The sequence below is a fragment of the Massilia sp. HP4 genome (assembly GCF_005222695.1).
Classification (GTDB): Bacteria; Pseudomonadota; Gammaproteobacteria; order Burkholderiales; family Burkholderiaceae_D; genus Telluria.
In genome coordinates this window covers 19,934-46,816 of the sequence record NZ_STGG01000039.1, presented here as the reverse complement: position 1 = coordinate 46,816, position 26,883 = coordinate 19,934, and the positions used below count along the sequence as shown (strand labels likewise).

The window sequence follows — 26,883 nt, the reverse complement described above, 5'->3', positions numbered from 1 at the left end:
GGATGCAGGGCGGCGAGCACCTGCACCCGCTGTGGCCGGTTCAAGGACGGCAGTTGCGCGAACAGCTTCATGAACTTGGGCGCTTTCACGATCCCCTCCCATGATGGATACCAGGAGTTGGACCGCTGGGCGGCTCAACAGTTCAATACTCATCCATATTTAACGCTTACAGCGCCATAAAAAAACCGCCCGGCGCCAACCCTGACAGGCCGGCGCCGGGCGGCGCTTGCGTTCGAGCTTACGCCCGGCGCATCAGTCTTCCTGGAACGCCTCTTCGCGCTTCTTGCGCAGCGACGGCAGCAGCACGACGATCATCGCGGCCGCGGCCAGGCCCAGCATCACGCCCGAGATCGGGCGCTCGATGAACACCATCGGATCGCTGCGCGAGAGCAGCAGGGCGCGGCGCAGGTACTCTTCCATCATCGGGCCGATGATGAAGCCGAGCAGCATCGGCGCCGGCTCCAGTTCCAGCTTGGCGCACAGGTAGCCGAGCAGGCCGAAGATCGCCATCAGGTAGACGTCGAAGGTGCTGTTGTTCAGGCTGAACACGCCGATTGCGCAGAACAGCAGGATCGCCGGATACAGCATCTGGTAAGGCACCATGATCATGCGCACCCAGATGCCGATCAGCGGCAGGTTCAGCACCACCAGGAACAGGTTACCGATCCACATCGAGACGATCAGGCCCCAGAACAGGCCGGGCTGCTCGGTCATCACGGCCGGACCCGGCTGGATGCCCTGGATGATCATCGCGCCGATCATCAGCGCCATCACCGGGTTCGACGGGATGCCGAGGGTCAGCATCGGGATGAACGACGTCTGGGCGCCGGCATTATTGGCTGCTTCTGGCGCCGCGACGCCTTCGATCGCGCCCTTGCCGAACATCGCCGCGTTCTTCGAGACTTTCTTTTCCAGCGAGTACGAGGCGAACGAGGCCAGCATCGCGCCGCCGCCCGGCAGGATGCCGAGGATCGAGCCGAGGCCGGTCGCGCGCAGCACCGGGGCGATGATGCGCTTGAAGTCGTCCTTGCTCAGCATCAGGCCCTGCACCTTCTTCATGACCAGGTTGCGGCTCTCGTCGTGTTCCAGGTTGCGGATGATTTCGCCGATGCCGAACATGCCCATCGCCACGATCACGAAGTTGATGCCGTCGGCCAGTTCGGGCAGGTCGAAGGTGTAGCGCGCTGCGCCGGAGTTGACGTCGGTGCCGACCACGCCCAGCAACAGGCCGAGCAGCACCATGCCGATCGCCTTAAGCAGCGAGCCGCTGGCCAGGACCACCGAGGCGACCAGGCCGAGCACCATCAGCGAGAAGTATTCGGCCGGACCGAATTCGAGCGCCATGTCGGCCAGCGGCGGCGCGGCCAGGGCCAGCAGCACGGTGGCGACCGAGCCGGCGAAGAACGAGGCGATGGCGGCGGTGGCCAGCGCCTTGCCGGCCTGGCCGTTGCGCGCCATCTGGTAGCCGTCCAGCGCCGTCACGACCGAGGACGATTCACCGGGCAGGTTGACCAGGATCGCGGTCGTGGAGCCGCCATACTGGGCGCCGTAGTAGATACCGGCCAGCATGATCAGGGCCGATTCTGGCGGCAGGCCGAAGGTGGCCGGCAGCAGCATGGCGATGGTGGCGACCGGGCCCAGGCCCGGCAGCACGCCCACCGCGGTGCCGACGAACACGCCCACCAGGCAGTAGAACAGGTTCTGGAGGGTGAAGGCCGTTTCCAGGCCGAGTGCGAGATTGCTGAAGATTTCCATTGTAATTATGCTCCACCGAACCAGGGACCGAACATCGGCATCGGCAAGCCAAGCAGCTTGACGAACAGGCCGACCGCGAACAGCGCTGCGCCGATCGCCAGCGCGATCGATTTGGCCAGGTTGAATTTCTGGCCGGCGTAGGAGCTGATCATGATCAGCACCAGGGTCGCGGGGATCAGGCCGGCGTCACGTACCAGGAAGCCGAACAGCAGCACGGCGGCCAGCACCAGTGCCAGTTCGCGCCAGTACAGGCGGCCGATCGGTTCGCCCTGGCGAAAGAACGAGCGGATCAGCGATGCCGCGCCGACCAGCGCCAGCAGGCCGCCGAGCACGGACGGGAAATAGGCCGGACCCATGCGGCCGGCCGTGCCCATTTCATAGTCCTGGCCGATGACGATGGCGGAGAGGCCGAAGAAGAGAAAGACGATGCCACTCCAAAAATCCTTTGGGTGGCGTATGAATGATGGCACGTGGTGGTCCCCTTTTTTCTGATGCAAATGCGGTGTTACAGATGCAGTGGTTCGAATAATAGTGCGAGCTTACGGTGTTGCGGGTACTGCAGTTACAACAAAACGCACCGTACCGGCGGAACCGGTACGGTGCGCAATATTAATCACGCATGGTCAGTCGGCGAAAGCGCCGGCCTTCTTGATGATCGGACCCCACAGGTCGATCTGCTGCTTGAGGTGGGTGCGCAGCGCTTCCGGCGTGGCCTGGTTGGTCGGCACCGGCTCGGTGCCCAGGTCGTTGAAGCGCTTGACCACGTTCGGATCGCGCAGCGAGGCGCGCAGGGCGTTGGCCAGCGCGTCCACGACCGGCTTCGGCGTGCCTTTCGGCGCGTACAGGCCGTGCCAGACGCCGACTTCGAAGCCCGGCAGCGCGCCCGACGCCAGGGTCGGCAGGTTCGGCAGCGATGCTACCTGCGTCTTGGTGGTCACGCCATAGGCCTTGATCTTGCCGCTCTTGATCTGGCTGGTGGTATTGGTGGTCTGGTCGCACATGAAGTCCACCTGGCCGCCCAGCAGGTCGTTCATGGCCGGGCCGGTGCCCTTGTACGGCACGGTAGTCAGCTCCACGCCCATCGCGGTCTGCAGCAGCATGCCGCACAGGTGCGAGGCCGAACCCAGGCCGGCGTGGGCATAGGTCACCTTGTCCTTGTTGGCCTTGACGTAGGTGATCAGCTCCTTCATATCCTTGGCCGGGAAGTTGCCACGCGCGACCACGGTCATCGGCACGTCGGTGATCAGGCCGATCGGCTCGAAGCTGTCGATCGCGTTGTATGGCAGCTTGCGGTACAGGGCCGGGGCGGTCGACTGGCCGATGTGGTGCAGGAACAGGGTGTAGCCGTCGGGCGAGGCCTTCGCCGCGCGCGCCGCGCCGATGGTGCCGCCGGCGCCGCCGACGTTCTCGATGATGATCTGCTGCTTGAGCGTGGTGCCCATCGACTGGGCGACCAGGCGCGCCACGGTGTCGGTCGGGCCGCCGGCCGCGAACGGCACGATCATGGTGATGGTCTTGTTGGGGTAGGCCTGGGCCTGGGCCAGCCCGCTGCCGAAAGCAGCCAGGCACGCAACGGCGCACAGCATCTTGAGCTTCATGTTTGTCGTCCTCGTAATCTCGTTCTTGGTATTGGATGGCAACCCGCACTTTTACCGTGCATTGCTGCTGTTTAGCGTTGTCTTACGCAGGAGAGGTTGTACCAGTAAACATATTGATACGCAACTACGTGGAAATACGTATGTCGCATAGGAGGAACGAGGGCCGGCAAAAGCGGCATGCGGTAAGCGGAAAATTCGAAAATGACAACGCCGGCGGTGCGACCCGCCGGCGTAAGGTTCGAGTAAGGCGCCGCTCAGACGGGCGGGGTTACCGGCAATTCGCGGTCGCCCAACAGCAGCTTGGCCGGCGTCATCGGCGTGGTGCGCAGGCGCTTGCCGGTGGCGTGGAAGATCGCGTTCGACACCGCCGCGGCGACGCCCACGATGCCGATCTCGCCCACGCCCTTGGCGCCGAGCTGCTTGCTCACGATGCGGTCGTCCTCTTCCACGAAGATGACGTCGATATCGTGGATGTCGGCATTGACCGCCACATGGTACTCGGCATAGTTGTGGTTCATGAAGCGCCCGTACTTGTGATCGGTATGGGTTTCTTCATGCAGGGCCTGGCTGATGCCCCACACCACGCCGCCGCTGATCTGGCTGGCTGCCGTCTTGGCGCTGATGATGCGGCCGGCCGCGATCGCGCTCACCACGCGGGTCACGCGCACCATGCCCAGCTTCTCGTTGACGCGCACTTCGCAGAACACGGCCGAGTGCACCGCGCGGGCGTATTTGCGCTGCTTGAGCATCTGCGGCGTCATGAAGAATTTCTCCTCCACGCGGTCCTTGCCGGCGTCGCGCAGCACGGCGGAGATCTCGACCCGTTGCGCCGGGTCTTTCTTCAGGAAGATGGCGCCGTCGCCGAATTCGACGTCTCGCAGGCGCGCGCCGTCCAGCGGCGAATCCTTGATCCCGCCCGCCATCTTGAGCAGCGTCTTCTTGAGCTTCTCGCAGGCGCCATGCACGCCCGAGCCCACGGTCGCCATATGCGACGAGCCGCCCTCGATCGGCGCCATCGGCAGGGTCGAGTCGCCCAGCTGGAAGGTCACCTTCTCCATCGGCAGGCCCAGTTGTTCGGCGGCAACGATCGACATCGCGGTATAGGTGCCGGTGCCGATGTCGGTCGCGGCGCTGCTCACCACCAGGCGGCCGTCGGCATGCATCACGGCCGAGACGCGCGCCACCATGACCAGCGAATCCCAGATCCCGGTCGCCATGCCCCAGCCGACCAGCTCGTCGCCGTCGCGCATCGAGCGCGGCTCCATCGGACGCCGGTCCCAGCCGAAGCGCTCGGCGCCCTGGCGGTAGCATTCGCGCAGCTCCTTGGTCGAATACGGCTTGTCCTCGATCGGGGAAACATCGGTATAGTTCTTCAGGCGCAGGGCCAGCGGGTCCATCTTGAGTTCATGCGCCAGCTCGTCCATCGCCACTTCGAGCGCGTGCACGCCATGGGCGGCGCCGGGCGCGCGCATGTCCAATGGTGTGAACCGATCATGCGCCACCACCTTGTAGCCCAGCTTGACGTCCGGGCAGGCGTACAGCTGGCCCGACCAGTTGACGATCACCTCGACGTAATCCTCGAGGCGCGAGGTCTCCTGGATTGCTTCGTGCCAGATCGCCTTGAGCGTGCCGTCACGGTCGGCGCCGAGGCGGATCCGGTGCCAGGTCTCGGGACGGTGGCCGAAGCTGAACATCTGCTGGCGCGTGAGCACCACGCGCACCGAGCGCTTGAGCTGCAAGGCGCCCATCACGGCCAGCGGCAACTGGTATTGCGGACGCAGGCCGGAGCCGAAGGCGCCGCCCACATACGGATTGCGCACCGTGACCTTGTCCTTCGACAGCCCAAAGCCGTGCGAGACGTACCAGCGGCTGTTCTGCGAGCTCTGGGTCTTGTCGTAGATGGTCAGGTGGCCGTCCTCGCCATAGATCACGGTCGAGGCGAACATCTCCATCGGATTATGGTGCTCGACCCCGTTGTAGTACTGCGAGTCGACCTTGACCGGCGCGTTCGCAAACGCCTTCTCGCCGTCGCCGGTCGAGCTCGGCGGGGTGAAGCCGGCCTTCATTTTCCTGGGCTCGTAAGCCTGGTCCAGGCGATGCAGGTGCTCGGTCTCGTGCTCCTCGACGTCGTAGTGCACGCGCACCAGCGACGCGGCGTAGCGCGCCGCCTCGAAGGTGTCGGCTATCACCAGCGCGACCGGCTGGCCGCTATAGAAGATCTGGTCCGAGAACAGGGGGCGGAAGGGCGAACCGGCCGGCGCCGTCATGTCCTTCCAGGCGATGTCGAACGAGCGCATCTTGGGGCGGTTCTCGTGTGTCATCACCGAGATCACGCCGTGCGAGGTGAGGGCGTCGACGGTGTCGATGGCGGTGATGCGGCCCTTGGCCACGGTGCTGCTCACGACCACGCCGTAGCACAGGTCGGGTGCGAAGTACTCGGCCGCGTACTGGGCCTGGCCGGTGACCTTGGCGCGGCCGTCGACGCGCGAGACGGCCATGCCGGTTTTTACCCGACCGGTGCCGGCCGGCGCGCTCGGCGCGCGCAGTTCTGGAATCAGGTCGGTCATGCTCGGTCTCCTTCTGGATTGGGCGCGCCGCCGCTTGCGACGTCGGTGCCGCGGGCGGCGGTGGTCAAGGCCTGGACGATGGCGTTCTTCGCCAGCGCCAGCTTGAAGTCGTTGTGGCCGTAGCCGCGTGCGCCTTGCAGGATGGCGTCGGCCGCGGCAGCAAACGCAGCCTCGCCGGCGGCCTGGCCCACGAGCCGTTCCTCGGCCGCCTCGACCCGCCACGGTTTATGGGCCACGCCGCCCAGGGCGATGCGCGCAGCCTTGATCGTGCCGTCGGCGCCCAGGTCGAGAGCCGCCGCCACCGATACCAGCGCAAAGGCGTAGGACAGGCGGTCGCGCACCTTGATGTAGGCGCTGTGGTCGATAAAGCGGTCGGCCTGCGGCACGCCGATGTGGGTGATCAGTTCACCGGGCTGCAGCGTGTTGTCGATCTCGGGACGGTCTTCGGGCAGGCGATGGAAGTCGGCGAACGGGATCTGCCGCTTGCCGCCGCTCGACTGCACGTGCACGACCGCGTCCAGCGCGCGCAGCGCCACGCACATATCGGAAGGGTGGGTGGCGATGCAGGTCTCGCTGGTGCCCAGGATCGCGTGCTGGCGGTTGACGCCGTCCCTGGCCGGGCAGCCGGTACCCGGTTCGCGCTTGTTGCAGGCGGTGCCGACGTCGTAGAAGTAGACGCAGCGAGTACGCTGCATCAGGTTGCCGCCATTGCTCGCCATATTGCGCAATTGGGGCGAGGCGCCGGCCAGGATCGCGCTCGACAGCAGCGGAAAGCGTTCGCGCACCAGCCGATGGTAGGCGGTATCGGCATTGCGGGCGAGGGCGCCCAGCAGCAGGCCGCCATCCTCGCCGGCATCGATCCGGTCCAGATCCAGGCCATTGATGTCGACCAGCTGCGAAGGGCGCATCACGCCTTCCTTCATCAGGTCGAGCAGGTTGGTGCCGCCTGCGATCGGGCGCGATTGGCCGCCGTTCAAGGCCGCCAGCACGCTGTCGAGGTCACGGGCTTGGGTAAAGGTGAATGGGTTCATGCCAGCACCGCCCCGGTCGTGAAGGCCGGCTTGGCGCCAGTGTCCTGGTTCTTGCGCAGGTCCATGACCTGGACCACCGCTTCGGCGATCTGCGGATAGGCGCCGCAGCGGCAGATATTGCCGCTCATGAGTTCACGCACGTCGTTGCGCGTGTGTGCCTGGCCTTCGTTCATCAGGCCTACGGCCGAACACAGCTGACCGGGGGTACAGTAGCCGCACTGGAAGGCGTCGCAGTCGATGAAGGCTTGCTGGATCGGGTGCAGGTCTTCGCCGCTGGCCAGGCCCTCGACCGTGGTGATCTCTTTGCCGTCCTGCATGACGGCGAGGGTCAGGCAGGAATTGATGCGCTTGCCGTCCACCAGTACCGTGCAGGCGCCGCATTGTCCCTGGTCGCAGCCCTTCTTGGTGCCGGTCATGCCTGCGCGTTCGCGCAACAGGTCAAGCAAGGTCACCCAGGACTCGACATTGAATTCGCGGTCTTGCCCGTTGATACGCAGGCGGACCGGATACTGCTGGTGAAGTTCCATGGTCATTCCCCTCTATGAGAAGCCATGACCTTACCCGTGGGGGCAGGGCGTCACGGTTAGGTGACGCACCTAACCCTGAGCTTACTTGCTTTTTTGCTCAGGGTCCGCGGAACACCACCGTCTTGTTGCCGTCCACAAAGACGCGGCGCTCGATATGGAACTTGACGGCCGTCGCCAGCGCCAGGCATTCGTTGTCGCGGCCGACCCGGGTCAGCTGGTCGACCCGGTAGTTGTGGTCGACCCGGGTCAGTACCTGTTCGATGATCGGGCCTTCGTCGAGGTCGGGCGTGGCGTAGTGGGCGGTGGCGCCGATCAGCTTGACCCCGCGGTCGAAGGCTTGCTGGTAGGGCTTGGCGCCCTTGAAGCCGGGCAGGAAGGAGTGGTGGATATTAATGCACTTGCCGGCCAGGCGCCGCGCCAGCGCGTCCGACAGGATTTGCATATAGCGTGCCAGGATCACGAGTTCTGACCCGGTCTCTTCGAAGATCTCGAACAGGCGCTCTTCTTGCTGCGCCTTGTTGTCTTTGGTGACGGGCAGGAATACGAAGCGAATGCCTTCGCGCTCGACCATCGGGCGCAGGTCGAGGTGGTTCGATACCACGGCCGTGATCTGCATATTCAGTTCGCCGTTGCGGCGGCGGTACAGCAGGTCGTCCAGGCAGTGGTCGGTCTTGGAGACCATGATCACGGTGCGTACCGGATCGAGCGGGTCGAACATCTTCCACTGCATGTCGAGGCGGCCGCCGACCAGGCTGGCGAATTCGTCGCGGATCTGCTCGATCGGCGGCGAGTGTTCTTGCTGGCGAAACACGGCGCGCATGAAGAAGCGCGCGGTCGAGTCGTCGTCGAACTGTTCCAGCGCGCAGATATAGCAGTCGCGTTCGGCGAGGAAGGTAGCCACGGCGGCCACGATGCCGGTGCCGGCCGGGCAGCTGGCGTTGAGGATGTATTCGATGCGGCCGGCGGGCGCCGGGGCGATGCTGCTCATGTGTCGTTCCTGTCGGTTAGGGGCACGTCGAATGCCGGTCCCGGTGCGCTACCGGCCAGGTGGGCCGGGAGCAGTCGTGGAGCCCTGCGCGGCCCGGTCGGCGGCGCTGGCGAGGCGATGTTGTCAGAATATATAGAATGAGGGATGAGACGCCCGGCGTCAAGCGTGCACGCCTGCCGTGTTACCATGCGCGCCTTTTGCGCTACCGTTCATGCAGATCACCGTTCGCCCGCTGCAACCCGCCGACCTCGAGGCCGTACTGCGCGTGCAGGCGGCCTGTTATCCGCCCTCCATGCAGGAAGCGGCCGGCGTGCTGCTTGCACGGCTCGCCGCGGCGCCCGCCACCTGCCTGGCCGCCTGCGACGCAGACGGCGTGTGCGGCTACCTGTTCGCCTATCCGTCGCGCCTCGGCCGGGTGACCGACCTGGGCGCGCCATTCGCCGTGGCGCCAAATGCCGATACCCTGTACCTGCACGACCTGGCGGTCGATCCGCGTGCGCTGGGGCGTGGGCTGGCGCGCACGCTGGTCGCGGACATGCTCGAGCGCGGACGGGGACTGGGACTGGCGCATGCGGCTCTGGTCTCGGTCCAGGACAGCACGCGCTTCTGGAGCGGTTTCGGCTTCGCGGCGCGGGCGACGAACGATCCGGGCCTGCTTACGTATCCGCCTGGCGCCGTCTACATGGCGCGCGGGCCGGCCTGATTACTGGACGCGCCGCACCTTGGCCGAGTTATTGGTGCCATCCACCCGCAGGAAGATGGTGCCGAACATATTGCGCTCGATACTGACCTTGACATCGCTGCGGCGCGGCAGGACCGCCTCGCTGCCGTCGACGATGCGCCACACCTGGCCATTGGCCAGGCGGATCTGCGTGCCGGGACCCCAGCCCGCGAATTCGCCGACGATCGTGCTCTGGACCGACTTGGGCTGCGCCTCGCGCTGCTTGACCGCTTCCAGGCCAAAATTCTCTTCAGGCTTGGCCGCCGGTGCAGCCACGGCGGCAGCGGCTGCCGGCTTGGCGACGCCGACGGGAATCGCGTCATAGCAGGCCACGCGCGCGCCGACGTCGGTGATGGTGCGGCATTTCAGGAGCGCGGCATCGTCGGCAAGCGCGGAACCGGAGGCGAGGAGCAGTACGGCAAGTGGCAGGGCTTTCATTGGATTCCTTGGGTCTGGTAGAAGCGTGCCCCATCGCGGGGCGGCTTCGATTATAGGTGAAGCCGATGCCAGAGTGGAAATCGGGGGCTGCCAGCGCAGTCACGGTGGAATGCCTATACTGCAGGATCGGCGGCGCCAGGCAATCCGGCCCGTGGCGCGCCTTGACCGAGAAGGAATATCATGACCCAGCAAGTAACGATCATCGCGACGCTCCATGCCCAGGCGGGCCAGGAGGAAGCGCTTGCGCAGCGCCTGCGCGCGATGGCGCTCGAGACCCGCAAGGAGGCCGGCTGCATCCTGTACGAGCTGCACCAATCCCACGACGATCCACGCGAATTCGTCATGGTCGAATACTGGCGCGACGCCGAGGCAGTGGCCCTGCACGACGCCAGCACCCACATGGCGGCGCTGGTGGCCGACCTGCCGGCACTGGTCGACCGGCCGGTCTCGGTGCGCAAGTTCACCCCGGCCGATTGAGTAGCCTGGCCACCGCTCAGGCGGCCCGGCCGAACAAGCCGATCTGCAGGCCGCGCGCCATGCCGCGCGCCGCGTCCAGCAGGGCCTCGGCATCGTCGTGCGCGAACAGCGCATGGGCACGGGCGCTGAATAGGGCCAGCCAGCGCGCGAAGTGCTCGGGCGTGAGCTGCGGCATGGCCTGGTGCTTGCCGAAGACATTGCCGCGAAATTCGCGCGCGCCGAGCATCGCGGTACTCCAGAACGACACCATGCGCTGCTTGTGGTGGTCCCAGGCGCCGTCGGCAATCGCGTCGGCGAACACGGGGCCGAGCAGCGCGTCGTACCTTACCTCGTCGTAGAAGGCATCGACCAGCGTGACCAGGGCCGGGCGGTCGAGCGGGAGCGGGAAGGATCTCGTGCTATCCATGGCAATCAACCCGGCTTGCCGTCGAGACGGGGCTGCGTGAGCCAGGGCGCGTAGCGCAGCAGGTAGACGACGAAGGCCAGCGACCATAGCACCGCCGACAACGTCAGCGCATGGCCGCGCGCCGGTCCGTCGAACAGGTTGGCGGCCAGGCGCGCCGCCACCGCCAGCGGCAGCAGCAGGAACATGGCGACCTCAGGGCGCCCGGCCTGCAGGGTGCGGCCGGTATGGCCGCGCGCGGTGCGGGTGATCATGGCGCCGATCATGCCGGTCATGGCGCCGGCCGCGAGCAGGTGCAGGGCCGCGCTGCCGCTGACGATACCGATGCCCGCCAGGCCGAGGGCCAGTAGCCCGGCCACCAGCAACGCGTACGACAGGTGGAACGACCACAGCAGCGGCGTGCGCAGGGTCGACAGCGGATCCCACAGGATGAAGCGCGCAGCATTCAACATGAATGCGGCGCTGCCGGCGGCCAGGGTCGCCCAGCCGGGCGCCGTGGCCAGCCAGCACACGGCCAGCAGCGCGATCGCGGCGACGCAGGCCAGGTCGAGACGCGGGATGTTGTGCGCCCGGCTACCCGGTGCGCCGTTGCGGGTGAACATGGGCCCGACCCGCCCCCCAATGACGGCCACCAGCAGCACCAGCAGCAGGATCGCGCCATGCACCGGGGCGAGTGGCGAGACCGCGAGCACGCCGTTCAGCGCCAGGTGGAATACCAGGTTGCACATGCCCAGCAGCGCGATGACGCCGCAGATCGGCAGGTTGCGGCGATTGTTCGCGCGCAGCAGCAGGCGCAGGATGCTGCCGGCCACCGCGAACAGGAAGGCCACGTCGACCAGCGCGTACAGCAAAGGCGGGGCGCCGAGGGCGGCGCAGCGCCCGGCGATCCACAACACGACCAACGCCTGCAGGCTGCGCCCGCGCGGCGTGGCCAGCCCGGTCCAGTTCTGGACCGCCGTGAGCAGGAAGCCGGCGACCACCGCCACCGCGAAGCCGAACACCATTTCGTGGATGTGCCACAGCAGGTCGACCGGTCCCTGCGGCATCAGGCCCAGGTAGGCCAGCAGCCAGGCCGGCACCGCCACCGCGGCGAAGGCGGCGGCCAGCAGGTAGAAGGGGCGAAAGCCCAGCCGCCACAGCGCAGCGTCGGGCGAGGCCAGGTGCGGCTGGGGCTGGAAGGTATCGGTGGCGGGAGCGGAGCGCATGCGGTCCTCCTATTAAGATGCATTCAGGATACATCAAAACTCAGTGGCGCGATGATCCACCTTTTGGACTAGTTAATTCGGCAGGTTGTCGAGAAATTTAACAGTCGCCTCCAAAGGTATTTACATCGACTAGAAAATTACTTGTGAAATCAATGAGATGCTGGCTGGATATATCTTAGGCCCACTTCTTGCTCATCCATGGTGAGTAACCCTAAGGAGCATGACGATGTTGCGTTTCACCCCACTGTTGTTCGCGGCCGCATTGCTGGCCCAGCCGGCGGAAGCTGCCGTTACCTACACCTGGCAGCAAATCGATGCTTCCAGCGCGATGCCTGCCAACCTGAACTTGAGGCTCGTGTTCTCCGACAATGCTGTACGCCAGGGAAAACTTACCCTGGACATCATGAACGACTGCAATTACGGCGGCTCCTGCGACTTCGAGCAGGACAGCCTGCTGTCCCTGCATTACTGGTACGGCGCCAAGGACGCTCCCCAGAAGGGCGTCAACCTGATCGACTTCGGCTACCGCAGCAAGCCGAAGATGTTTCACGATCACATTGCGCTCGATCTGACCTTCCTGCCTGATGGTATGCTCAGCGGTTGGATTTCCGCCAATAACGGTGAGTCCGATTTTGCGATGGAGAGCGTTGGGTCGCTGTTCACGGTGAGCGTAGCGCGTAGCGACCAGCCGGATGGCTGCGGCATGGAATTCCCCGAATGCGCGGGCTCGACCGGCCTGCTGGTCGAAGTGCCGGAGCCGTCGAGCGCCGCGCTGGCCGGTCTGGGCGTGTTGGCGGGGTGGTTTGCCCGCCGGCGCAAGGGCCAGGCGCGGGCCTGAGTTCAAGCGGTCGGCGCCAGCAACGCGGCGGTGTCTTTCGCGCCCATGCGGCTTGCCGCATCGTGGGCGCTGACTCCGTCGGCGTCGCGCCTGCCAGGATCGGCGCCGCGCGCGATCAGCAGGCGCGCGATGTCGACCCGGTTGAACATGGCGGCGAACATCAGCGCCGTCTTGCCCGACGGTCCCGCATGGTCGGGAATCGCGCCGTGGTCGAGCAGGAGCGTGGCCACGGCCAGGTCACCCTTGAAGGCGGCGCCGTGCAAAGGCGTCTGGGAGGCGTCGTTCATGAGTTGCGGATCGGCGCCGTGCTCGAGTAGCACGCGCGCGGCGTCATGGTGGCCGTGGTAGCAGGCCAGCATCAACAGGCTGTCGCCGCGTTCATTGCGCAGATTGGGCGGCAGGCCCTGGGCCAGCAGCGCGCCGAGCGGATCGGCGTCGCCGGCGCGGGCATGCTGGAACACCTTGCGCACCCATTCGAGGGTGGCTTCGTCGAGTTCCGCCGGCGCGGCCGGCGGCGTGGAATCGTTGGCTTGCATGCGGGTCCCTGGGGTGTTGGACGGTGATTCATTAGACCATATCCGGCGCCGCTACGCAGACCAGCAGGCGCTCAGGCACGCTGGCTGGCCGCCGCATGTTCGGCCGCCTCCCACAGCCAGGCCGGCAGGGCCAGCGCCGGCAGCAGCATGCCGGCCACCAGCGCCGCATGCCAGCCATGCTGGGCGTAGATCCAGCCGCCGAGCGCCGAGCCGAACGCGCCGCCGGCGAAGAACAGGGCGAAATACAAGCCGTTCAGGCGGCTGCGGATGTCGGCGCCGAGCGCGAACAGGGCGCGCTGGCCCAGCACCAGGTTGGCGGCGACGGCAGCGTCGAGCGCGATGGCGGCCAGCGCCAGCAGGCCGAGCGCCAGCGGCTTCGACTGCGGCGTCGGATCTGGCCCAAACAGCGGCAGCATGAAGCTCAGGGCGCCGACGCCGAGCGCAATCGCGGTGGCGCCAAGCGTGTGGCCCTTGTCGGCCAGGCGGCCGGCGATGGGCGAGGCCACGGCGCCGGCCATGCCGACCAGGGCGAACAGCGCGATGCCGTTCTGGCTCAAGCCAAAACCGGGGCCGGACAAGGCTTGCGGCACCACGGTCCAGAACAGGCTGAAGGCGCCGAACAGGCCGGCGTGGTACAGCGCGCGGCGGCGCAGCACGACGGTATTGACCAGCACCGGCCACAGCGAGGCGATCAGGCTTGCATAGCGCTGGGTGGCGACCGGAAGGCGCTGCGGCAGCGTCAAGTGCAGCACCACGGCAAGCAGCAGCACCAGGGCGGCGGCGATGCCGAACACGGCTTGCCAGCCGCCGACACCGGCCAGCACGCTGGCCACCGGCCGCGCCACCATGATCCCCAGCAGCAGGCCGCTGACCACCTTGCCCACGGTCTGGCCGCGCGTCGCTTCGGGCGCCAGGTGGGCCGCGAACGGCACCAGCACCTGGGCCACCACGGCGCCCAGGCCGATCGCCAGCGCGGCCAGCAGGAATTGCCAGCCCGTGCTGGCAATCGCGGCCAGGGCCAGGGCCGCGCCGGTGGCGAGCAGGCCGCCCACGATCAGGCGCCGGTTTTCGAGCAGGTCGCCCAGCGGCACGATGAACAGCAGGCCGAGGCAGTAGCCGATCTGGGTCAGGGTGACCACCAGGCCGGCGGCCGCCGGCGGCATGCCGAGGGCGGCACCGATCGGGCCGACCAGCGGTTGGGCGTAATACAGGTTGGCGACGATGATGCCGGCGGCGGCGGCCAGCAGCAGTGTCATGGCGCCCGATAGCGGTTGTTGGGGTGAAGTTGTCATGCAGCGCTCCAGAAGGTGATTGACCGATCCCATTCTAGGCAGGCTTGCAGCAAAGATAATTGGGGTATAATGCTCACATACAATTCATTTAATGTGAACAATCATGGACAAGGTGAAGGCGATGCAGACCTTCGTGCGGATCGTCGAGGCCAATAGCTTCACCCGGGCCGCCGAATCGCTCAACCTGCCGCGCGCCTCGCTCACGGCGACCATGCAGAACCTGGAGCGCCACCTGGGCGCCCAGCTCCTGCAGCGCACCACGCGCCGGCTGTCGCTCACGCCCGACGGCGAACGCTACTACGAACAATGCGCGGCGATCCTGGCCGCCATCGACACTGCCGAAGCCGATTTCCTGGACCTGGATGCGCGCCGCATGCAGGGACGGCTGCGGATCGACCTGCCGGGCGCCCTCGGCCGCGCCGTCGTGCTGCCCCGGATCGGCCAATTCCGTCGGGCCTGGCCCGGTATCGATCTCTCGATCGGCATGGGCGACCGCCTGGTCGACCTCACCGGAGAAGGCATCGATTGCGCGCTGCGGGTCGGGGCGCTGCAGGATTCCAGCCTGGTGGCGCGCCGCATCGGCCTGATGCGCTTCGTGATCGCGGCCACGCCCGACTACCTGGCGCGGCGCGGCACGCCGGTCTCGATCGATGACCTCGCGCAGCATGACGGCATCGTGCATTTCTCGGGCCGCACCGGGCGTGCCTTCGAGTGGGAGCTGCAGGATGGCGCTGCGCTGCGCAAGGTGGTGGTGAAAGGCGGGATCGCGGTCAACGACGCCGAGGCCAACCTGCTTCTCGCCTTGCAGGGGCTTGGCCTGGCGCAGCTGGCGCGCTACCAGGTGCGCAATCGTGCGGGCGGATTGGTCGAGGTGTTGCCCGGGGTGTGTCCGACACCGATGCCGGTGTCGCTGCTGTATCCGCGAGGCCGCATCGCCAACCCGCGGCTGCAGGCATTCGCCGAGTGGCTGGCGCAGGTGTTCGCGGACGATCCGGATCTGCGGCTGGCGCACGATTGAGGGTGCGCAAGGGCCGGCCACAACCGGGCCTGCACGATGGAAGGCCCACCAGGAGAGGCGATGAAAACCTGCATCTGGATCGGGATCGCGGCCTGCCTTCCGCTCTCTGCGCAGGCGGCGATTCCCTATGTGTATCCGTTCAATACGATGACCGGCCAAGAGGTCGTCGAGCACCGGCTCAAGGAGCCGAAGACCCAGCTCGACTACATCAACCGCGAGAAAGTCGACGCCTATCTGAACGGCATCAAGGACGGCGCCCACGGTCGCGAATGATGCCTGGCCAGGCCGGTGCTCCCCGGCGAATTGAACCTGGCCGTGGTGCGCCACCTGAAGGCGACGCGCAAGCCGGCCCAACTGAAAGAAAACGCGGCGCCGCTGGTGCTGGCCGAACTGTGCCGGCGCTTCCCCTGCCCGGGTTCCACCAAGGGCGCGGGCAAGAAAAAGCGCTGAGCGCAGCGCTTCACACCCGCATCAGAAGTCGACGTTCATCGACAGCCACAGGCGACGGCCATCCATATTGTTGACGAACACGCTGGTGTAGGTGAGTGGCCCCGTCGCCGTATCCTGGTAAGGACGGTAGTCGATGAAGTCCTTGTTGAGCAGGTTGTAGATCGCGGCATTGATCGAGACCGTCGGCGTGACCTGGTAGCTGGTGCCCAGGTGCAGCTGGGTATAGGCCTTGTAGTCGCCCAGCTGCGCCTTGGCGGCGCGGGTGGACGCCGAGGTGCCCGGGTCGCGGAATCGCTCGCTGCGGTACTCGGCGCGCAGCCACGAATTCCACTGCGGCGAGATGTCCCAGGTCACGCGCGCATTGACCGAATGTTCGGGCGTATCCCCCAGCGGCTTGCCCTCGTTCGGGCCGCTCTTTTGTTCGCTGTCGGTATAGGTGTAGTTGGCGCTTGCGGCCCAGCCGGCGGCGATCGGGAAGCGGGTGGCCAGCTCGAAGCCGCGGGTCACGGCCTCGTCGACGTTGGTCGACTGGCCGAAGGCGTCGACATTCGGCCAGTTGCCGAAGCTGACGCAGCCCGGACGGTTCAGGTTACCGCGGAACGAGCAGTTGAGCAGGCCGGTGCCGCTGGTGATCTTGTCCTCGAAGTCGTTGTTGAACACCGTCGCGTTGGCGGTCCAGCCGGCGCCGTTGTCGAAGTAGGCGCCCAGTTCGGTCGTCACGCTGATTTCGGGCTTCAGACCCGGGCTGCCGACCAGGGGAATCGTGCCCTGGCCGCCGAAGCCGTTGATGCCGGGCGAGAGCTGCTCGACGCGCGGGGTTTTATATCCCTTGCTGACGCCGCCCTTGAAGGTCCAGCGCGGCGAAGCCGTCCACACCAGGTAGCCGCGCGGGCTGGTCTGGCCGCCGAACACGCTGTGGTCGTCGTAGCGCGCGCCGACGGTCAGGGCCAGGGTGTCGGCGAAGCGCCATTCGTCTTCCAGGAACAGCGCTTTCTGGGTGAAGGCGAAGGACTCCGGCGCCACGCCGTCGACCATCTCGGCATCCCAGTGCTGGGCGCCGACGGTGGTCAGGTGGTTGCCCCATGGGACCAGCAACTTGGTGTCGAACACCTTGCTCTCGACTTCCAGCGTGCGCGCCGATCCGGCGACCGCGCCCGGCGTGCCCGGCGGGATCGTGCGGCCGATGGTCTCGGTCTGGTTGACCATATAGCTGCTGTCCCAGGTGCCGAACGGCAGGCGCGCCTTGTAGGCCAGCGTGTACTGGTCACGGTTGTACTTCTGCTCGGGACCATAGCCGCCCTGCACGCCGAGGGTGCCCAGCTGGCTGGTCGAGTTGTCGTATTTCTGGCGCATGGCGTCGGCGTCCAGCGTCACCTCGTGGTAGCGGTTCGGCGTGAAGGCCAGGCGCGCGCCCAGGTTGCGCACCGTCGACTCGACCGGATTGGCACCCATGGTCAGGTCGCGGGTCTGGTTCTCGTGGCTGACGCTGGCGGCATCGCGGCGCTGCGCGCTGCCGCGCAAGGCAAGACCGAGCACTTCGCTGACGATCGGGCCGCTCAGGTAGAACTTGCCGGCCTTGACATCGCCGAACGCCGATTCCTCTTGCACCGTGTAGTCGGCCGATACCGTGCCGCTCCAGTTCTTGCCGACCTTGCGCGTGATGATGTTGACCACGCCGCCCATCGCATCCGAACCGTACAGGGTCGACATCGGGCCGCGGATGATCTCGATGCGCTCGATCGCGCCCACTGGCGGCATGAAGCTGGTCGAGGTGCCGCCGAAGCCATTCGGGGTCACGTTGCCGGCCGCGTTCTGGCGGCGGCCGTCGATCAGGATCAGGGTGTAGTCGCTCGGCATGCCGCGGATGCTGATGTTCATGCCGCCGGTCTTGTCGCCGGCGGCGGCGACGTCGATGCCTTCCACGCTTTCCAGGGCCTGGGCCAGGTTGCCGAAGCGTTCCTTCTCGAGCTGCTCGCGGGTCAGCACGGTGATCGAGGCCGGCGCCTCGCGGATCGTCTGCTCGAAGCCGGAGGCGGTGATGACGACCGTCGACATCTCGGCCGGCACCGCATTCACATTGGCGTTGGCGGCGAAGGGCAGGGCGCCGATGGCGAGGCTGAGGAGGGAGCGGCGCAGCAAGTGGGCGTGCAAGGTTGGGGTAGGCATCGTGTATCCGTAGTTTTAGTCAAGAGCGTGTAATTACAGGTGTAAATCCGTGTAAAGAGATCGAACCGGCAACATTCTAAACACTAATACGAATCATTCCTATTCTTATTTATGACTAGGTAGCAAGAATGAGACGATGCCGCGGACGCCCTGGCCGGGAGCGGCAGCGGAATCAGGCGGCCTGGATGACGAACTGGAAGTGGTAGCGGCGCGTCAGCCCGGCCTTGCGCAGCAGCGCTCCAGCGTACAGGGCAGCGCCGCGCCGAAAGCGATCACGCAGGCCGGCAGCGCATGGATGGCCGGCCGCAGGCGGCGCGGCATCAATAGATCGAGGTGTCGGGCGACAGTGCCGATTCGATGCAGCGGATCATGATGTCGCCGTCGAAGGGCTTGCCCAGGAAGCAGCAGGCGCCGGCGGCGAAGGCGCGCTTGCGCAGCGCTTCCTCGGGGAAGGCGGTGATGAAGATCATGGGCACGGCATGGCCTTCGCGGCGCAGCCGGTCCTGCAGGTCGACCCCGGTCATGCCGGGCATCTGGACGTCGGTGACGACCACCGCGCTGGCGGCGACGGCGCCGGCCTCGATGAATTGCTCGGCCGACCCGAACAGGGCGGCGGCAAAGCCGAGCGAGCGCACCAGGCTGCCGAGCGCCTGGCGCACCGAGTCGTCGTCGTCGATAATGGAAATGGTTAACTGGTGTGACACGAGGCGCTCCGGTTCAGGAGGCGAAAGGCATCCTGTTCTTGGGAGCAGGATAGCCGCAATCGCGGCCGCGCGACATCATACCCGGGTATAGGATCCGGGTCGCGCCTCCGAGATGTCGAGACCGAGCGCCTCGGCCATGCGCACCAGGTCGGCGAAGGTCCTGGCCTGCATCTTGCGCATCGCGTTCGCGCGGTGGATCTTGACCGTGATCTCGCTGGTGCCCACCTGGCCGGCGATCTGCTTGTTCATCAGGCCGCTCGCAGCCAGGCCCATGATCTCGCGCTCGCGCGGCGTGAGCCCGGCATAGCGCGCCGCCAGCTCGCCGGCCGCGCTCGCGCTGGCGCGCCGTTCGCCGTCGCGCGCCAGGGCCGCCGCCACGGCGTCGAGCAGGTCCTGCTCGCGAAACGGCTTGGCGAGGAAGTCGACCGCGCCGGCCTTCATTGCGCGCACCGTCATCGGGATGTCGCCGTGGCCGGTCATGAACACGATCGGCAGGTCGATCCGGCGCCGTGCCAGCTCGGCCTGGAAGTCGAGGCCGCTGGCGCCCTGCAGGCGCACGTCGAGCAGCAGGCAGCACGGGCAGTCGGGCAGCGCGGCGGCCAGGAACCCGGCGCCGGAGGCATAGTCGGCGACCCGGAAGCCGCAGGAACGCAGCAGGCTCGATAGCGAAGCACGCAGCGCGGCGTCGTCGTCGACGATGAACACGACTGGTTCGGCCGAATGCGGCGCAGGCGGCATGGCGGCGCTCATGCCGCGACTCCGGCGGCGGCGCCGGCCCTGGCCGCCACCGCGGCGCAGGGCAGGGTGAACGCGAGCGTGGCGCCCGGGCCGTCGTGGGCCACGGCGCGGATCCGGCCGCCGTGGGCGTCGACGATCGAGCGGCAGATGGCCAGGCCCATGCCCATGCCGTCCTCCTTGGTGGTGTAGAAGGCCTCGAACAGGCGGCCGGCCTGGGCTTCGCTCAGCCCCGGACCCGAATCGGCCACCTCGACCGTGACCTGCCCGTCTTGCAGGCAGGTGGACACCACGATGCGCTGCCGGCGCCGCAGCCATTCCGGGCCCGAGCCATCGATCGCCTGCATGGCGTTCATGAGCAGGTTGATCACCACCTGCTGCAGCTGCACTGCATCGCCCTCGACCAGGGGCAGCAGCGGCGCGAGCCGTAGCTCGAGCACGATCCGATGGTTGCTCAGTTCGCGCTGGACCAGGGACGCGGTGTCGCGCAGCAGGGCGTTGACGTCGAGCGGCATGCGCTGCGCCTCGCCCTTGCGCGCCAGCGCCCGGATCCGCTTGATGACCTCGCTGGCGCGGCAGGTGTCGGCCAGGATCCGGTCGAGCGCCAGGCGCGCTTCGAGCAGGTCGGGTTCGGGACGGTCAAGCCAGCGCAGGCAGGCATTGCCGTTGGTGCTCACCGCCGCAAGCGGCTGGTTGACTTCGTGCGCGATCGAGGCCGCCAGCTCGCCCAGCGTGGTGACCCGGGTCGCATGGGCCAGCTGGGCCTGGGTGCGGTGCAGCGCCTCGGCCGCCTCGTGCGCCGCGCTGACGTCCATCAGCGCGCCCAGGTAGTCGAATTGTCCGCCATGGACCGCCGCCAGGTGCGCGATCATGTGCACGTGCTTGACTGTGCCGTCGGGCATGCGCAGGCGGTGGCGCAGCTCGATGGCCGGCTCTCCGCGATCGGCCTGTTCGATTGCCGACGCCAGCAGGTGCAGGTCGTCGGGATGGGTGCGTTCGCGCACCAGTTCCTGGGTGGGCGTGACCGCGAGGTCGACGCCATAGATGCGCGCGGCTTCGTCGGACCAGTACATCGCGCCGCCCGGCGCCTGGAAGCGGAAGCTGCTGGTGCGGCTGATGCGCTGGGTGCTGGCCAGGAAGGCTTCGGACAGGCGCAGCGACTCGGAGCGCTGGCGCAGCGCATCGGTGGCAGCCATGCCGGCCAGCGCCAGCACGGTGGTGATCGAGATCGCGGCGACGCTGACCAGGCAGCGCGCCATCGGGCTCGAGGCCAGGTCGTGGTGAGTAAGGGCGAAGGCTCCCACCGTCAGCGTCACGCAGGCGACGCCGGTGAGCAGCACGCCGCGGCGCGACCAGGCGCTGGTGGCGCACAGGACCACCACCACGTACAGCACGGCGATGGCGATATCGAGCGCCGTGAAGGCATCGACCACGAAGATCGCGAGTGTGAGCAGCACGACGCCGGCGGCCCGCAAGTTCGAGCTGGGGGACTGGAACATGTTCTCTTTCTTTTGTCATAGGCGGCGCGCGCCCCATCCCATGCATTGGTCTTTCGACCATCTGGAATATATGGCAAGTAACCGCCTGGCGGGAGTGGGTGGGCATTAAACCAAGGTATAGGTTGGCGATACCAACATCGCATGGCGAGCCTGGAGTTGGATAACTATCATCGTTTCATGTACCGGTCCGGGCGCCGCTGGGGAGCCCGCCAAACGAGGGGAGAACGGATAATGAGATGGTTCCACGACTTGAGAATCGCCACCAAGATCATGCTGGCCGTGGCGTCGATGGCGGCGCTGATGGTGTTACTGGCCGCCTTCGGCGTGGCCCAGATGGGCAAGCTGCACGACGTGGTGGACGAGATGCGGCACAAATGGCAGCCGAGCGTGAGCCAGGTGTTGCAGATCAAGGGCGCCCTGCTGCGCCACCGCACCTACGAGGTGCAGCACGTACTGTCCGACCGCGACGCCGACCACGATCACTACGAGGCCGAGATGGCGCGCCAGATGGCGGGCCTGGACGACATGCTGGCCCAGTACCGCACGCTCGCCGGCGACGGCGCCGGGCGCGCGACGCTGGCGCAGTTCGAGGAGTCCCTGGCCGCCTACCGCGTTGCGGCGCGCCAGGTCGCGGGCCTGTCGCGCGCCGGCGACAAGGCGGCTGCGCGCGCGCTGCTGCGCGGCGAATCGCGCCGCCATAACTTCCGCAGCGCCGACCTGGTCAACCTGCTGGTCGACATCGACGAAGCGGGCAGCGCGGCCGCCGCGGCCCGCGCCGAAGAAGTGTATCGCCAGGCGCATGCCAGGATCATCGGCCTGCTGGTGGCGGCCGTGATCGTCGGCGGCCTGCTGGCGTTCTGGATCGCGCGCCTGATCGCGGCGCCGCTGCAAGAGGCGGTGGCGATCGCCGGCCGCGTGGCCCAGGGCCGGCTCGACGGCCAGATCGTCGTGCGCGGCAACGACGAGACGGGCCAGCTGCTGGCGGCGCTGGCGCGCATGCATGCGCGGCTCGAACACATGGTGCGCCAGATCCGCCTGGGCGCGGTGCACGTCGAGCGCGTGGCAGGCGATATCGTGGCCGGCAGCCGCGAGCTGGCCCAGCGCGCCAGCACCCAGGCGGCCACGCTGGAGGAAACCGCCGCCACCATGGAAGAGATGAGCGCGACGGTCGCGACCAACGCCGCCAATGCCTTGCGCGCCAGCGAACTGGCCGCCAGCGGTGCGCGCGCCGCGGTCGACGGCGCCAGTGCGATGGACGAAGTGGGCGCCACCATGGCCGGCATCAGCGATTCGGCCCAGCGCATGTCGGGCATCGTGGCGGTGATCGACGAGATCGCGTTCCAGACCAACCTGCTGTCGCTCAATGCGGCCGTGGAGGCGGCGCGCGCCGGCGAAACGGGGCGCGGCTTCGCGGTGGTGGCCGGCGAGGTGCGCCACCTGGCCAATCGCAGCGCCGGGTCGGCGCGTGAGATCCGGCGCCTGATCGAGGAGTCGCTGGCGCGGGTGCGCGCCGGGGCCGAGGTGGCCGGCAATGCCGGCGCCGCGGTGCGCGAGGTCGCGGCCGGCGCCGGCCAGGTGGCGGCCATCATGGCCGGGATCAGCGCCGCTTCGCGCGAGCAGAGCGTCGGCGTCGAACAACTGAGCCGCTCGCTGGTGACGATCGACGAGGCAACCCGCCACGACGCCGAGCTGGCAGGTCATTCGCTGGCCTCGACCGCGGAACTGGAGCGGCAGGCGATCAGCCTGGGCGGCCTCGTCGCGGCCTTCCGCCTGCCCGGCGCCGCCGCGCCGGGGCTGGAACAGGACGGCGCCCGGCTGCGCCGGCTGCCGGCCGTGCCCGCGCTGGCGTGAGTGCGGTTTTTGCTACCTTCGCTGGAGCGCGAGATGCATCTGGATGAATACCTGCGCATCGCCCTGATGGCCGCCGCGCTCGTACTGGTGACGGCTTGCGCCACCGCGGTGATCGTTCATACACCCTTACCGTGGCAGGGCGTGGCCATTCGCCAGGCCACAATATAGCCGCGTTGTCGGCTATCATGCCGGTTGCGCCGGGGACGCGCAGCGCCCCCCCCTTGTCATTACAGTCCTTACAGGAGTCCACGTGAAGAAGACCATGATCCTGGCCGCGACCTTCGTCGCCGCCGCCGCTGCCATGCCTGCCGCCCAGGCCAGCGCCGACCTCGCCAAGGCCAAGGCCTGCATGGCCTGCCATGCCGTCGGCAGCAAGCTGGTCGGCCCATCCTACAAGGACGTCGCCGCCAAGTACGCGAAGGATGCGGGAGCCGAGGCGCGCCTGGCGCTGAAGATCCAGAAGGGCAGCAGCGGGACCTGGGGGCCGATTCCAATGCCGGCCAATCCGCAGGTCAGCGACGCGGATGCCAAGACCCTGGCCAAGTGGATACTGGCCCAGAAATGACGAATGGCGGCGCTCTGAGCGCCGCTTTTTTTGGCCTCATTTAATCATCGAAAAAATCGATGATAGCCAAGGATATTATCCGTTTTTCAAGCCAGGCCGTGGCGAGCATAATGACTCCATCGCATCGAGCACAGGGTGACAGCGGCAAGGGCAGCAAGGCAGCCCAGAGTCGACCGGTTCGATGATCCCTAACCAAAAAAGGAGCACATCATGTTGAACGTACGTAAAAGCAATGAACGCGGCGGCGCAAACTTCGGCTGGCTGGATTCGAAGCACACTTTCTCCTTCGGCCACTATCACGATCCGAAGCACATGGGCTTCGGTCCCCTGCGCGTGATTAACGAAGACAAGGTGCAGCCAGGCCGTGGCTTCGATTCGCACGGCCACCGCGACATGGAAATCATCTCCTACGTGCTCGATGGCGCGCTGGAACACAAGGACAGCATGGGCAACGGTTCGGTGCTGCGCTACGGCGATGTGCAGATCATGAGCGCGGGTTCCGGCGTGGTGCACAGCGAGTACAACCACTCGAAAGCCGAGGGCGTGCACTTCCTGCAAATATGGATCATGCCGAACGTGGGCGGCGCCGAACCGCGCTACGAGGAAAAACACTTCGACACCGCCGACAAGACCGGCAAGCTGCGCCTGATCGGCTCACCCGACGGCCGCGAAGGTTCGGTCGCGATCCGCCAGGACGCCGCACTGTATGCGACCATCCTCGATGGCGAAGACAAGGTGGAGCATACGCTGGCTGCCGGCCGCCAGGCCTACGTCCACGTCATCCGTGGCCAGGTGACGGTCAACGGCGTCGCCCTGGTCGGCGGCGACGCGCTGAAGGTGACCGGCGAAGAGGCCGTGACCCTGGCCCAGGCCACGGGCGCCGAGGTCTTGCTGTTCGATCTGCCACAATAAGGTCGCCGCCCCGTTCGCGGGGCGGTCTTTTGGACGCGATTACCACCACTATAGGAGACATCCATGCAAGTGACGACCACCCGCGGTAACGACAAGCTGCAGTACAAGATCCAGATCGGCAAGCACGAGTTGATTGCCGACGCCCCCGAAGCCTTCGGCGGCGACGATAGCGGCCCGGAACCGCACGACCTGCTGGCCGCATCGCTGGCCGCCTGCACCGCGCTGACGGTCACCATGTACGCGCGGCGCAAGGACATGCAGCTGGAAGACGTGCGCGTGTCCATCGACCACGGCCAGCAGGATGGCGCCTACGAACTGCGCCGCCACATCGAATTCGTCGGCCAGCTGTCGCCGGAAGAACGCGCCCGCCTGCTCGACATCGCCAACAAGTGCCCGGTCCACAAGACCCTGTCCGGCACGATCCTGATCCACACCGACGCGGTCTAAATTTCCCCGGTCCGCGCGCATGGGTCGGGCAGCATGCGCGCGAATGCCCCGCTCGAACGCATCCGTTCGATCCACCACCTGAGCGCGGCGCCATCCTCGCCGCTGCGCCAGGCGAGGTAGAAGGTCTCATCCGCTTTCGGTTCCACCACCTGTTTTTCGACCAGCAATCCACGGTCGATGGCCGGTCGCGCCCATGCCTCGGGCAGGAAGCCGAAACCCAGGCCCTGGACCTGGAACTCGTACTTGGTGCGCATATCGGGCACCGCCAGCGTCTCCTGCCCGAACAGCAGGCCGACGGTGCGCGCGCCCAGGATGCGGGCCGAGTCCGAGACCGAGATTGCCCGATAGGGCAGCAGGTCGGTCTTGTCGAACGGATGGTCGATCGCCGCCAGCGGATGGTGCGGGGCGACGGTGAACACGAAGGCGCTGGTGCCGAGCGGTTCGGCCGTATAGCCGCCGCCCGACGGTCCTTCGCCGGCGGCGCCGACCAGCAGGTCGACACGGCGGTCGAGCAGGGCGTCCCAGGTGCCCGACAGCGACTCGCGCACGATGCGCAGCCGGGTCTGGTCGGCCACGCCATAGAAGGCTTCGATGTCGGCCTGCAGGGCGCCGCTTGATAAGACCGAATCCATGCCCAGGGCGATCTCGGTCTCCCAGCCCGAGGCCACGCGCCGCACCCGGGATTCGAGGTCGCCCGCGGCGCGCAGCAGGTAGCGGCCTTCCTTCAAGAGCTCCTGGCCGGCGGCGGTGAGCGTCACCTTGGGGCCGAAGCGGTCGAACAGGCGTACGCCCAGGTCGTCCTCCAGCTTGGAGACCGTGTACGAAATGGTCGAGGGCACACGGAACAGTTCCTTGGCGGCCCCGGCGAAGGAGCCGCGGCGGGCGATGGTTTCGATGATCTGGAGGGCGTCGAGGCTGAGTTTGAGCAATTGCGTGTCCTATCGGGCGGGATAGCACATGGTAGCGCCAAGGAGCGATCCCTACCAAGCCCCGCCATTTCGAAAATAGCAATCTGATTCTATCGCCGCGGCGATGGTCTGACGATACTGGAACGAATGGATGCCGGGTTGGCATCTCTCGCAAGGAGGAGAACAAGATGGTCCTGATTTCACTGGGCGCCGGCATCCTGGCCGGCCTGTTGTACGGCCTGATCAACGTGCGCTCGCCGGCGCCGCCGGCCATCGCCCTGGTCGGCCTGCTGGGCATGCTGATCGGCGAACAGATCGTCCCGGTCGCCAAGCGCCTGATCGACGGCAACCCGGTCACGGCCAGCTGGTTCGCCAGCGAATGCAAGCCCAGGATCACCGGCATCGCGGCGGAACCGCCGGCGGCGCACGACACGGACGGCCCGCGCCAGGGCTGACCGCACGAATTTCATCCGCTGCATCGCCTTCGCGTTGCGGCAACCACTACCAACAAGGAGAACATCATGAGCAATCCAAAACTCGAAGTCCTGACCCCGCAGAACTCGCAGCTGATCGTCATCGACCACCAGCCGCAGATGGCGTTCGGCGTGCAGTCGATCGACCGCCAGACCCTCAAGAACAATGTGGTCGGCCTGGCCAAGGCGGCCAGGGTGTTCGGCATCCCGACCACCATCACCACGGTGGAGACCGAATCGTTCTCGGGCAATACCTATCCCGAGCTGCTGGACGTGTTCCCAGGCCAGCAGATCCTGGAACGCACGTCGATGAATTCGTGGGACGACCAGAAGGTGCGCGACGCGCTCAAGGCAAACGGCCGCAAGAAGGTCATCGTGGCCGGCCTGTGGACCGAGGTGTGCAACACCACCTTCGCCCTGTGCGCGATGCTCGAAGGCGACTACGAGATCTATATGGTGTCGGACGCCTCGGGCGGCACCACCAAGGAAGCGCACGACATGGCCATGCTGCGCATGGTGCAGGCCGGCGTGGTGCCGGTGACCTGGCAGCAGGTGCTGCTCGAGTGGCAGCGCGACTGGGCCCACCGCGACACCTATAACGACGTGATGAAGATCGTCACCGAGCACTCGGGCGCCTACGGCATGGGCGTCGACTATGCCTACACCATGGTGCACAAGGCGCCGGCACGCGCCAGCGGCACGCACGAAGTGCTGGCCCCGGTGCCTGCGCGCTAAGCAAATCGTCGTCCTTGCCGCCGCGCGCCCTCCAATGCGCGCGG

At 66.8% G+C, this 26,883-nt stretch carries 30 protein-coding genes; 13 read left to right on the top strand and 17 right to left on the bottom strand.

Annotation, left to right across the window (positions count from 1 at the left end; translation table 11 throughout):
* Positions 1-252: 252 nt before the first annotated feature.
* The 7 genes from E8M83_RS14035 to purU form a co-directional block, all read right to left on the bottom strand.
* Complete coding sequence (locus tag E8M83_RS14035) at positions 253-1,755, bottom strand: tripartite tricarboxylate transporter permease (protein ID WP_137173963.1); 1,503 nt, start codon at positions 1,753-1,755, stop codon at positions 253-255.
* Positions 1,756-1,760: 5 nt separating this feature from the next.
* A complete protein-coding gene (locus E8M83_RS14030) occupies positions 1,761-2,225 on the bottom strand; it encodes a tripartite tricarboxylate transporter TctB family protein (RefSeq protein ID WP_137173962.1) in 465 nt (154 codons plus the stop codon).
* 153 nt (positions 2,226-2,378) lie between these two features.
* Positions 2,379-3,353 carry a tripartite tricarboxylate transporter substrate binding protein BugD gene (locus E8M83_RS14025; protein ID WP_137173961.1) on the bottom strand — a complete coding sequence of 325 codons (975 nt, stop codon included), beginning with the start codon at positions 3,351-3,353 and terminating at the stop codon, positions 2,379-2,381.
* A 254-nt stretch (positions 3,354-3,607) separates the two neighbouring features.
* Positions 3,608-5,920 carry a xanthine dehydrogenase family protein molybdopterin-binding subunit gene (locus tag E8M83_RS14020; RefSeq protein WP_137173960.1) on the bottom strand — a complete coding sequence of 771 codons (2,313 nt, stop codon included), beginning with the start codon at positions 5,918-5,920 and terminating at the stop codon, positions 3,608-3,610.
* The gene (locus E8M83_RS14015; RefSeq protein ID WP_137173959.1) at positions 5,917-6,951 is read right to left on the bottom strand and encodes a xanthine dehydrogenase family protein subunit M; all 1,035 of its coding nucleotides are present in this window, start codon (positions 6,949-6,951) and stop codon (positions 5,917-5,919) included. The genes E8M83_RS14020 and E8M83_RS14015 overlap by 4 nt, the downstream gene beginning before the upstream one ends.
* Entirely contained in the window at positions 6,948-7,478 is a 531-nt protein-coding gene (locus E8M83_RS14010; protein WP_137173969.1) for a (2Fe-2S)-binding protein, read from the bottom strand. The genes E8M83_RS14015 and E8M83_RS14010 overlap by 4 nt, the downstream gene beginning before the upstream one ends.
* A gap of 97 nt (positions 7,479-7,575) precedes the next feature.
* Positions 7,576-8,466, bottom strand: coding sequence for a formyltetrahydrofolate deformylase (gene purU / locus E8M83_RS14005; protein ID WP_137173958.1), 891 nt, complete (start codon positions 8,464-8,466; stop codon positions 7,576-7,578).
* 211 nt (positions 8,467-8,677) lie between these two features.
* Between purU and E8M83_RS14000 the strand changes: the two genes are divergently transcribed.
* Positions 8,678-9,169: a GNAT family N-acetyltransferase gene (locus E8M83_RS14000; protein WP_137173957.1), complete on the top strand. Its 492-nt coding sequence runs from the start codon at positions 8,678-8,680 to the stop codon at positions 9,167-9,169.
* Here E8M83_RS14000 and E8M83_RS13995 read toward each other — a convergent pair whose 3' ends face one another.
* Positions 9,170-9,625, bottom strand: a complete 456-nt coding sequence (locus E8M83_RS13995) for a hypothetical protein (protein ID WP_137173956.1) — start codon at positions 9,623-9,625, stop codon at positions 9,170-9,172.
* 180 nt (positions 9,626-9,805) lie between these two features.
* On the opposite strand from E8M83_RS13995, the gene E8M83_RS13990 reads away from it, so the two are divergent.
* Positions 9,806-10,102: a putative quinol monooxygenase gene (locus E8M83_RS13990; protein WP_137173955.1), complete on the top strand. Its 297-nt coding sequence runs from the start codon at positions 9,806-9,808 to the stop codon at positions 10,100-10,102.
* A 16-nt stretch (positions 10,103-10,118) separates the two neighbouring features.
* Here the strand turns inward: E8M83_RS13990 and E8M83_RS13985 are convergent, their stop codons facing one another.
* Positions 10,119-10,508 (bottom strand): group III truncated hemoglobin, encoded by a 390-nt coding sequence (locus tag E8M83_RS13985; protein ID WP_137173954.1) that lies wholly within the window; start codon positions 10,506-10,508, stop codon positions 10,119-10,121.
* Positions 10,509-10,513: 5 nt separating this feature from the next.
* Positions 10,514-11,710, bottom strand: coding sequence for an NnrS family protein (locus tag E8M83_RS13980; protein ID WP_137173953.1), 1,197 nt, complete (start codon positions 11,708-11,710; stop codon positions 10,514-10,516).
* 226 nt (positions 11,711-11,936) lie between these two features.
* Here E8M83_RS13980 and E8M83_RS13975 point away from each other — a divergent pair, with 226 nt between their 5' ends.
* Positions 11,937-12,548 (top strand): PEP-CTERM sorting domain-containing protein, encoded by a 612-nt coding sequence (locus E8M83_RS13975; protein ID WP_137173952.1) that lies wholly within the window; start codon positions 11,937-11,939, stop codon positions 12,546-12,548.
* Positions 12,549-12,550: 2 nt separating this feature from the next.
* Here E8M83_RS13975 and E8M83_RS13970 read toward each other — a convergent pair whose 3' ends face one another.
* Both E8M83_RS13970 and E8M83_RS13965 read right to left on the bottom strand, forming a co-directional pair.
* Positions 12,551-13,084: an ankyrin repeat domain-containing protein gene (locus tag E8M83_RS13970; protein WP_137173951.1), complete on the bottom strand. Its 534-nt coding sequence runs from the start codon at positions 13,082-13,084 to the stop codon at positions 12,551-12,553.
* Between the two features lie 71 nt (positions 13,085-13,155).
* Positions 13,156-14,376, bottom strand: coding sequence for an MFS transporter (locus E8M83_RS13965; RefSeq protein WP_137173950.1), 1,221 nt, complete (start codon positions 14,374-14,376; stop codon positions 13,156-13,158).
* Positions 14,377-14,479: 103 nt separating this feature from the next.
* On the opposite strand from E8M83_RS13965, the gene E8M83_RS13960 reads away from it, so the two are divergent.
* The 3 genes from E8M83_RS13960 to E8M83_RS25955 are packed head-to-tail and all read left to right on the top strand — an operon-like array spanning position 14,480 to position 15,844.
* Positions 14,480-15,394, top strand: a complete 915-nt coding sequence (locus tag E8M83_RS13960; protein WP_137173949.1) for a LysR family transcriptional regulator — start codon at positions 14,480-14,482, stop codon at positions 15,392-15,394.
* 60 nt (positions 15,395-15,454) lie between these two features.
* Entirely contained in the window at positions 15,455-15,667 is a 213-nt protein-coding gene (locus E8M83_RS13955) for a hypothetical protein (RefSeq protein WP_137173948.1), read from the top strand.
* Positions 15,668-15,670: 3 nt separating this feature from the next.
* Complete coding sequence (locus E8M83_RS25955) at positions 15,671-15,844, top strand: hypothetical protein (protein WP_307721859.1); 174 nt, start codon at positions 15,671-15,673, stop codon at positions 15,842-15,844.
* 21 nt (positions 15,845-15,865) lie between these two features.
* Here E8M83_RS25955 and E8M83_RS13950 read toward each other — a convergent pair whose 3' ends face one another.
* From E8M83_RS13950 to E8M83_RS13935, 4 genes are all read right to left on the bottom strand, one after another.
* Complete coding sequence (locus E8M83_RS13950) at positions 15,866-18,010, bottom strand: TonB-dependent receptor domain-containing protein (RefSeq protein WP_137173947.1); 2,145 nt, start codon at positions 18,008-18,010, stop codon at positions 15,866-15,868.
* Positions 18,011-18,330: 320 nt separating this feature from the next.
* Entirely contained in the window at positions 18,331-18,714 is a 384-nt protein-coding gene (locus tag E8M83_RS13945; protein ID WP_137173946.1) for a response regulator transcription factor, read from the bottom strand.
* A gap of 75 nt (positions 18,715-18,789) precedes the next feature.
* Positions 18,790-19,464 carry a response regulator transcription factor gene (locus E8M83_RS13940; RefSeq protein ID WP_229491526.1) on the bottom strand — a complete coding sequence of 225 codons (675 nt, stop codon included), beginning with the start codon at positions 19,462-19,464 and terminating at the stop codon, positions 18,790-18,792.
* The gene (locus tag E8M83_RS13935) at positions 19,461-20,948 is read right to left on the bottom strand and encodes a sensor histidine kinase (RefSeq protein WP_137173945.1); all 1,488 of its coding nucleotides are present in this window, start codon (positions 20,946-20,948) and stop codon (positions 19,461-19,463) included. Before E8M83_RS13935 ends, E8M83_RS13940 begins: the two co-directional genes overlap by 4 nt.
* Positions 20,949-21,179: 231 nt before the next feature.
* On the opposite strand from E8M83_RS13935, the gene E8M83_RS13930 reads away from it, so the two are divergent.
* The 5 genes from E8M83_RS13930 (at position 21,180) to E8M83_RS13915 (ending at position 24,723) form a co-directional block, all read left to right on the top strand.
* Positions 21,180-22,799, top strand: a complete 1,620-nt coding sequence (locus tag E8M83_RS13930) for a methyl-accepting chemotaxis protein (protein WP_170976805.1) — start codon at positions 21,180-21,182, stop codon at positions 22,797-22,799.
* A gap of 33 nt (positions 22,800-22,832) precedes the next feature.
* Entirely contained in the window at positions 22,833-22,967 is a 135-nt protein-coding gene (locus E8M83_RS26485; protein WP_267874223.1) for a hypothetical protein, read from the top strand.
* A gap of 82 nt (positions 22,968-23,049) precedes the next feature.
* Positions 23,050-23,364, top strand: coding sequence for a c-type cytochrome (locus E8M83_RS13925; protein WP_307721858.1), 315 nt, complete (start codon positions 23,050-23,052; stop codon positions 23,362-23,364).
* A gap of 210 nt (positions 23,365-23,574) precedes the next feature.
* Positions 23,575-24,276: a pirin family protein gene (locus E8M83_RS13920; RefSeq protein WP_137173943.1), complete on the top strand. Its 702-nt coding sequence runs from the start codon at positions 23,575-23,577 to the stop codon at positions 24,274-24,276.
* A gap of 63 nt (positions 24,277-24,339) precedes the next feature.
* Positions 24,340-24,723, top strand: coding sequence for an OsmC family protein (locus tag E8M83_RS13915; RefSeq protein ID WP_137173942.1), 384 nt, complete (start codon positions 24,340-24,342; stop codon positions 24,721-24,723).
* Here the strand turns inward: E8M83_RS13915 and E8M83_RS13910 are convergent.
* The gene (locus tag E8M83_RS13910) at positions 24,720-25,652 is read right to left on the bottom strand and encodes a LysR substrate-binding domain-containing protein (protein ID WP_137173941.1); all 933 of its coding nucleotides are present in this window, start codon (positions 25,650-25,652) and stop codon (positions 24,720-24,722) included. The two genes, E8M83_RS13915 and E8M83_RS13910, sit on opposite strands and share 4 nt — an antisense overlap.
* A gap of 167 nt (positions 25,653-25,819) precedes the next feature.
* Between E8M83_RS13910 and E8M83_RS13905 the strand changes: the two genes are divergently transcribed.
* Together E8M83_RS13905 and E8M83_RS13900 are read left to right on the top strand one after the other, a co-directional pair.
* A complete protein-coding gene (locus tag E8M83_RS13905; protein WP_137173940.1) occupies positions 25,820-26,086 on the top strand; it encodes a XapX domain-containing protein in 267 nt (88 codons plus the stop codon).
* A gap of 66 nt (positions 26,087-26,152) precedes the next feature.
* Entirely contained in the window at positions 26,153-26,839 is a 687-nt protein-coding gene (locus tag E8M83_RS13900) for a hydrolase (protein WP_137173939.1), read from the top strand.
* Positions 26,840-26,883 lie beyond the last annotated feature (44 nt).

Excerpts from the sequence above, each read along its gene's own strand:
- E8M83_RS14035 (WP_137173963.1), bottom strand. The coding sequence starts at position 1,755 with ATGGAAATCTTCAGCAATCTCGCACTCGGCCTGGAAACGGCCTTCACC.
- E8M83_RS14025 (WP_137173961.1), bottom strand. The coding sequence starts at position 3,353 with ATGAAGCTCAAGATGCTGTGCGCCGTTGCGTGCCTGGCTGCTTTCGGC.
- E8M83_RS14020 (WP_137173960.1), bottom strand. The coding sequence starts at position 5,920 with ATGACCGACCTGATTCCAGAACTGCGCGCGCCGAGCGCGCCGGCCGGC.
- E8M83_RS14015 (WP_137173959.1), bottom strand. The coding sequence starts at position 6,951 with ATGAACCCATTCACCTTTACCCAAGCCCGTGACCTCGACAGCGTGCTG.
- E8M83_RS14010 (WP_137173969.1), bottom strand. The coding sequence starts at position 7,478 with ATGGAACTTCACCAGCAGTATCCGGTCCGCCTGCGTATCAACGGGCAA.
- purU (WP_137173958.1), bottom strand. The coding sequence starts at position 8,466 with ATGAGCAGCATCGCCCCGGCGCCCGCCGGCCGCATCGAATACATCCTC.
- E8M83_RS14000 (WP_137173957.1), top strand. The coding sequence starts at position 8,678 with ATGCAGATCACCGTTCGCCCGCTGCAACCCGCCGACCTCGAGGCCGTA.
- E8M83_RS13995 (WP_137173956.1), bottom strand. The coding sequence starts at position 9,625 with ATGAAAGCCCTGCCACTTGCCGTACTGCTCCTCGCCTCCGGTTCCGCG.
- E8M83_RS13990 (WP_137173955.1), top strand. The coding sequence starts at position 9,806 with ATGACCCAGCAAGTAACGATCATCGCGACGCTCCATGCCCAGGCGGGC.
- E8M83_RS13985 (WP_137173954.1), bottom strand. The coding sequence starts at position 10,508 with ATGGATAGCACGAGATCCTTCCCGCTCCCGCTCGACCGCCCGGCCCTG.
- E8M83_RS13980 (WP_137173953.1), bottom strand. The coding sequence starts at position 11,710 with ATGCGCTCCGCTCCCGCCACCGATACCTTCCAGCCCCAGCCGCACCTG.
- E8M83_RS13975 (WP_137173952.1), top strand. The coding sequence starts at position 11,937 with ATGTTGCGTTTCACCCCACTGTTGTTCGCGGCCGCATTGCTGGCCCAG.
- E8M83_RS13970 (WP_137173951.1), bottom strand. The coding sequence starts at position 13,084 with ATGCAAGCCAACGATTCCACGCCGCCGGCCGCGCCGGCGGAACTCGAC.
- E8M83_RS13965 (WP_137173950.1), bottom strand. The coding sequence starts at position 14,376 with ATGACAACTTCACCCCAACAACCGCTATCGGGCGCCATGACACTGCTG.
- E8M83_RS13960 (WP_137173949.1), top strand. The coding sequence starts at position 14,480 with ATGGACAAGGTGAAGGCGATGCAGACCTTCGTGCGGATCGTCGAGGCC.
- E8M83_RS13955 (WP_137173948.1), top strand. The coding sequence starts at position 15,455 with ATGAAAACCTGCATCTGGATCGGGATCGCGGCCTGCCTTCCGCTCTCT.
- E8M83_RS13950 (WP_137173947.1), bottom strand. The coding sequence starts at position 18,010 with ATGCCTACCCCAACCTTGCACGCCCACTTGCTGCGCCGCTCCCTCCTC.
- E8M83_RS13940 (WP_229491526.1), bottom strand. The coding sequence starts at position 19,464 with ATGAGCGCCGCCATGCCGCCTGCGCCGCATTCGGCCGAACCAGTCGTG.
- E8M83_RS13935 (WP_137173945.1), bottom strand. The coding sequence starts at position 20,948 with ATGTTCCAGTCCCCCAGCTCGAACTTGCGGGCCGCCGGCGTCGTGCTG.
- E8M83_RS13930 (WP_170976805.1), top strand. The coding sequence starts at position 21,180 with ATGAGATGGTTCCACGACTTGAGAATCGCCACCAAGATCATGCTGGCC.
- E8M83_RS26485 (WP_267874223.1), top strand. The coding sequence starts at position 22,833 with ATGCATCTGGATGAATACCTGCGCATCGCCCTGATGGCCGCCGCGCTC.
- E8M83_RS13920 (WP_137173943.1), top strand. The coding sequence starts at position 23,575 with ATGTTGAACGTACGTAAAAGCAATGAACGCGGCGGCGCAAACTTCGGC.
- E8M83_RS13915 (WP_137173942.1), top strand. The coding sequence starts at position 24,340 with ATGCAAGTGACGACCACCCGCGGTAACGACAAGCTGCAGTACAAGATC.
- E8M83_RS13905 (WP_137173940.1), top strand. The coding sequence starts at position 25,820 with ATGGTCCTGATTTCACTGGGCGCCGGCATCCTGGCCGGCCTGTTGTAC.
- E8M83_RS13900 (WP_137173939.1), top strand. The coding sequence starts at position 26,153 with ATGAGCAATCCAAAACTCGAAGTCCTGACCCCGCAGAACTCGCAGCTG.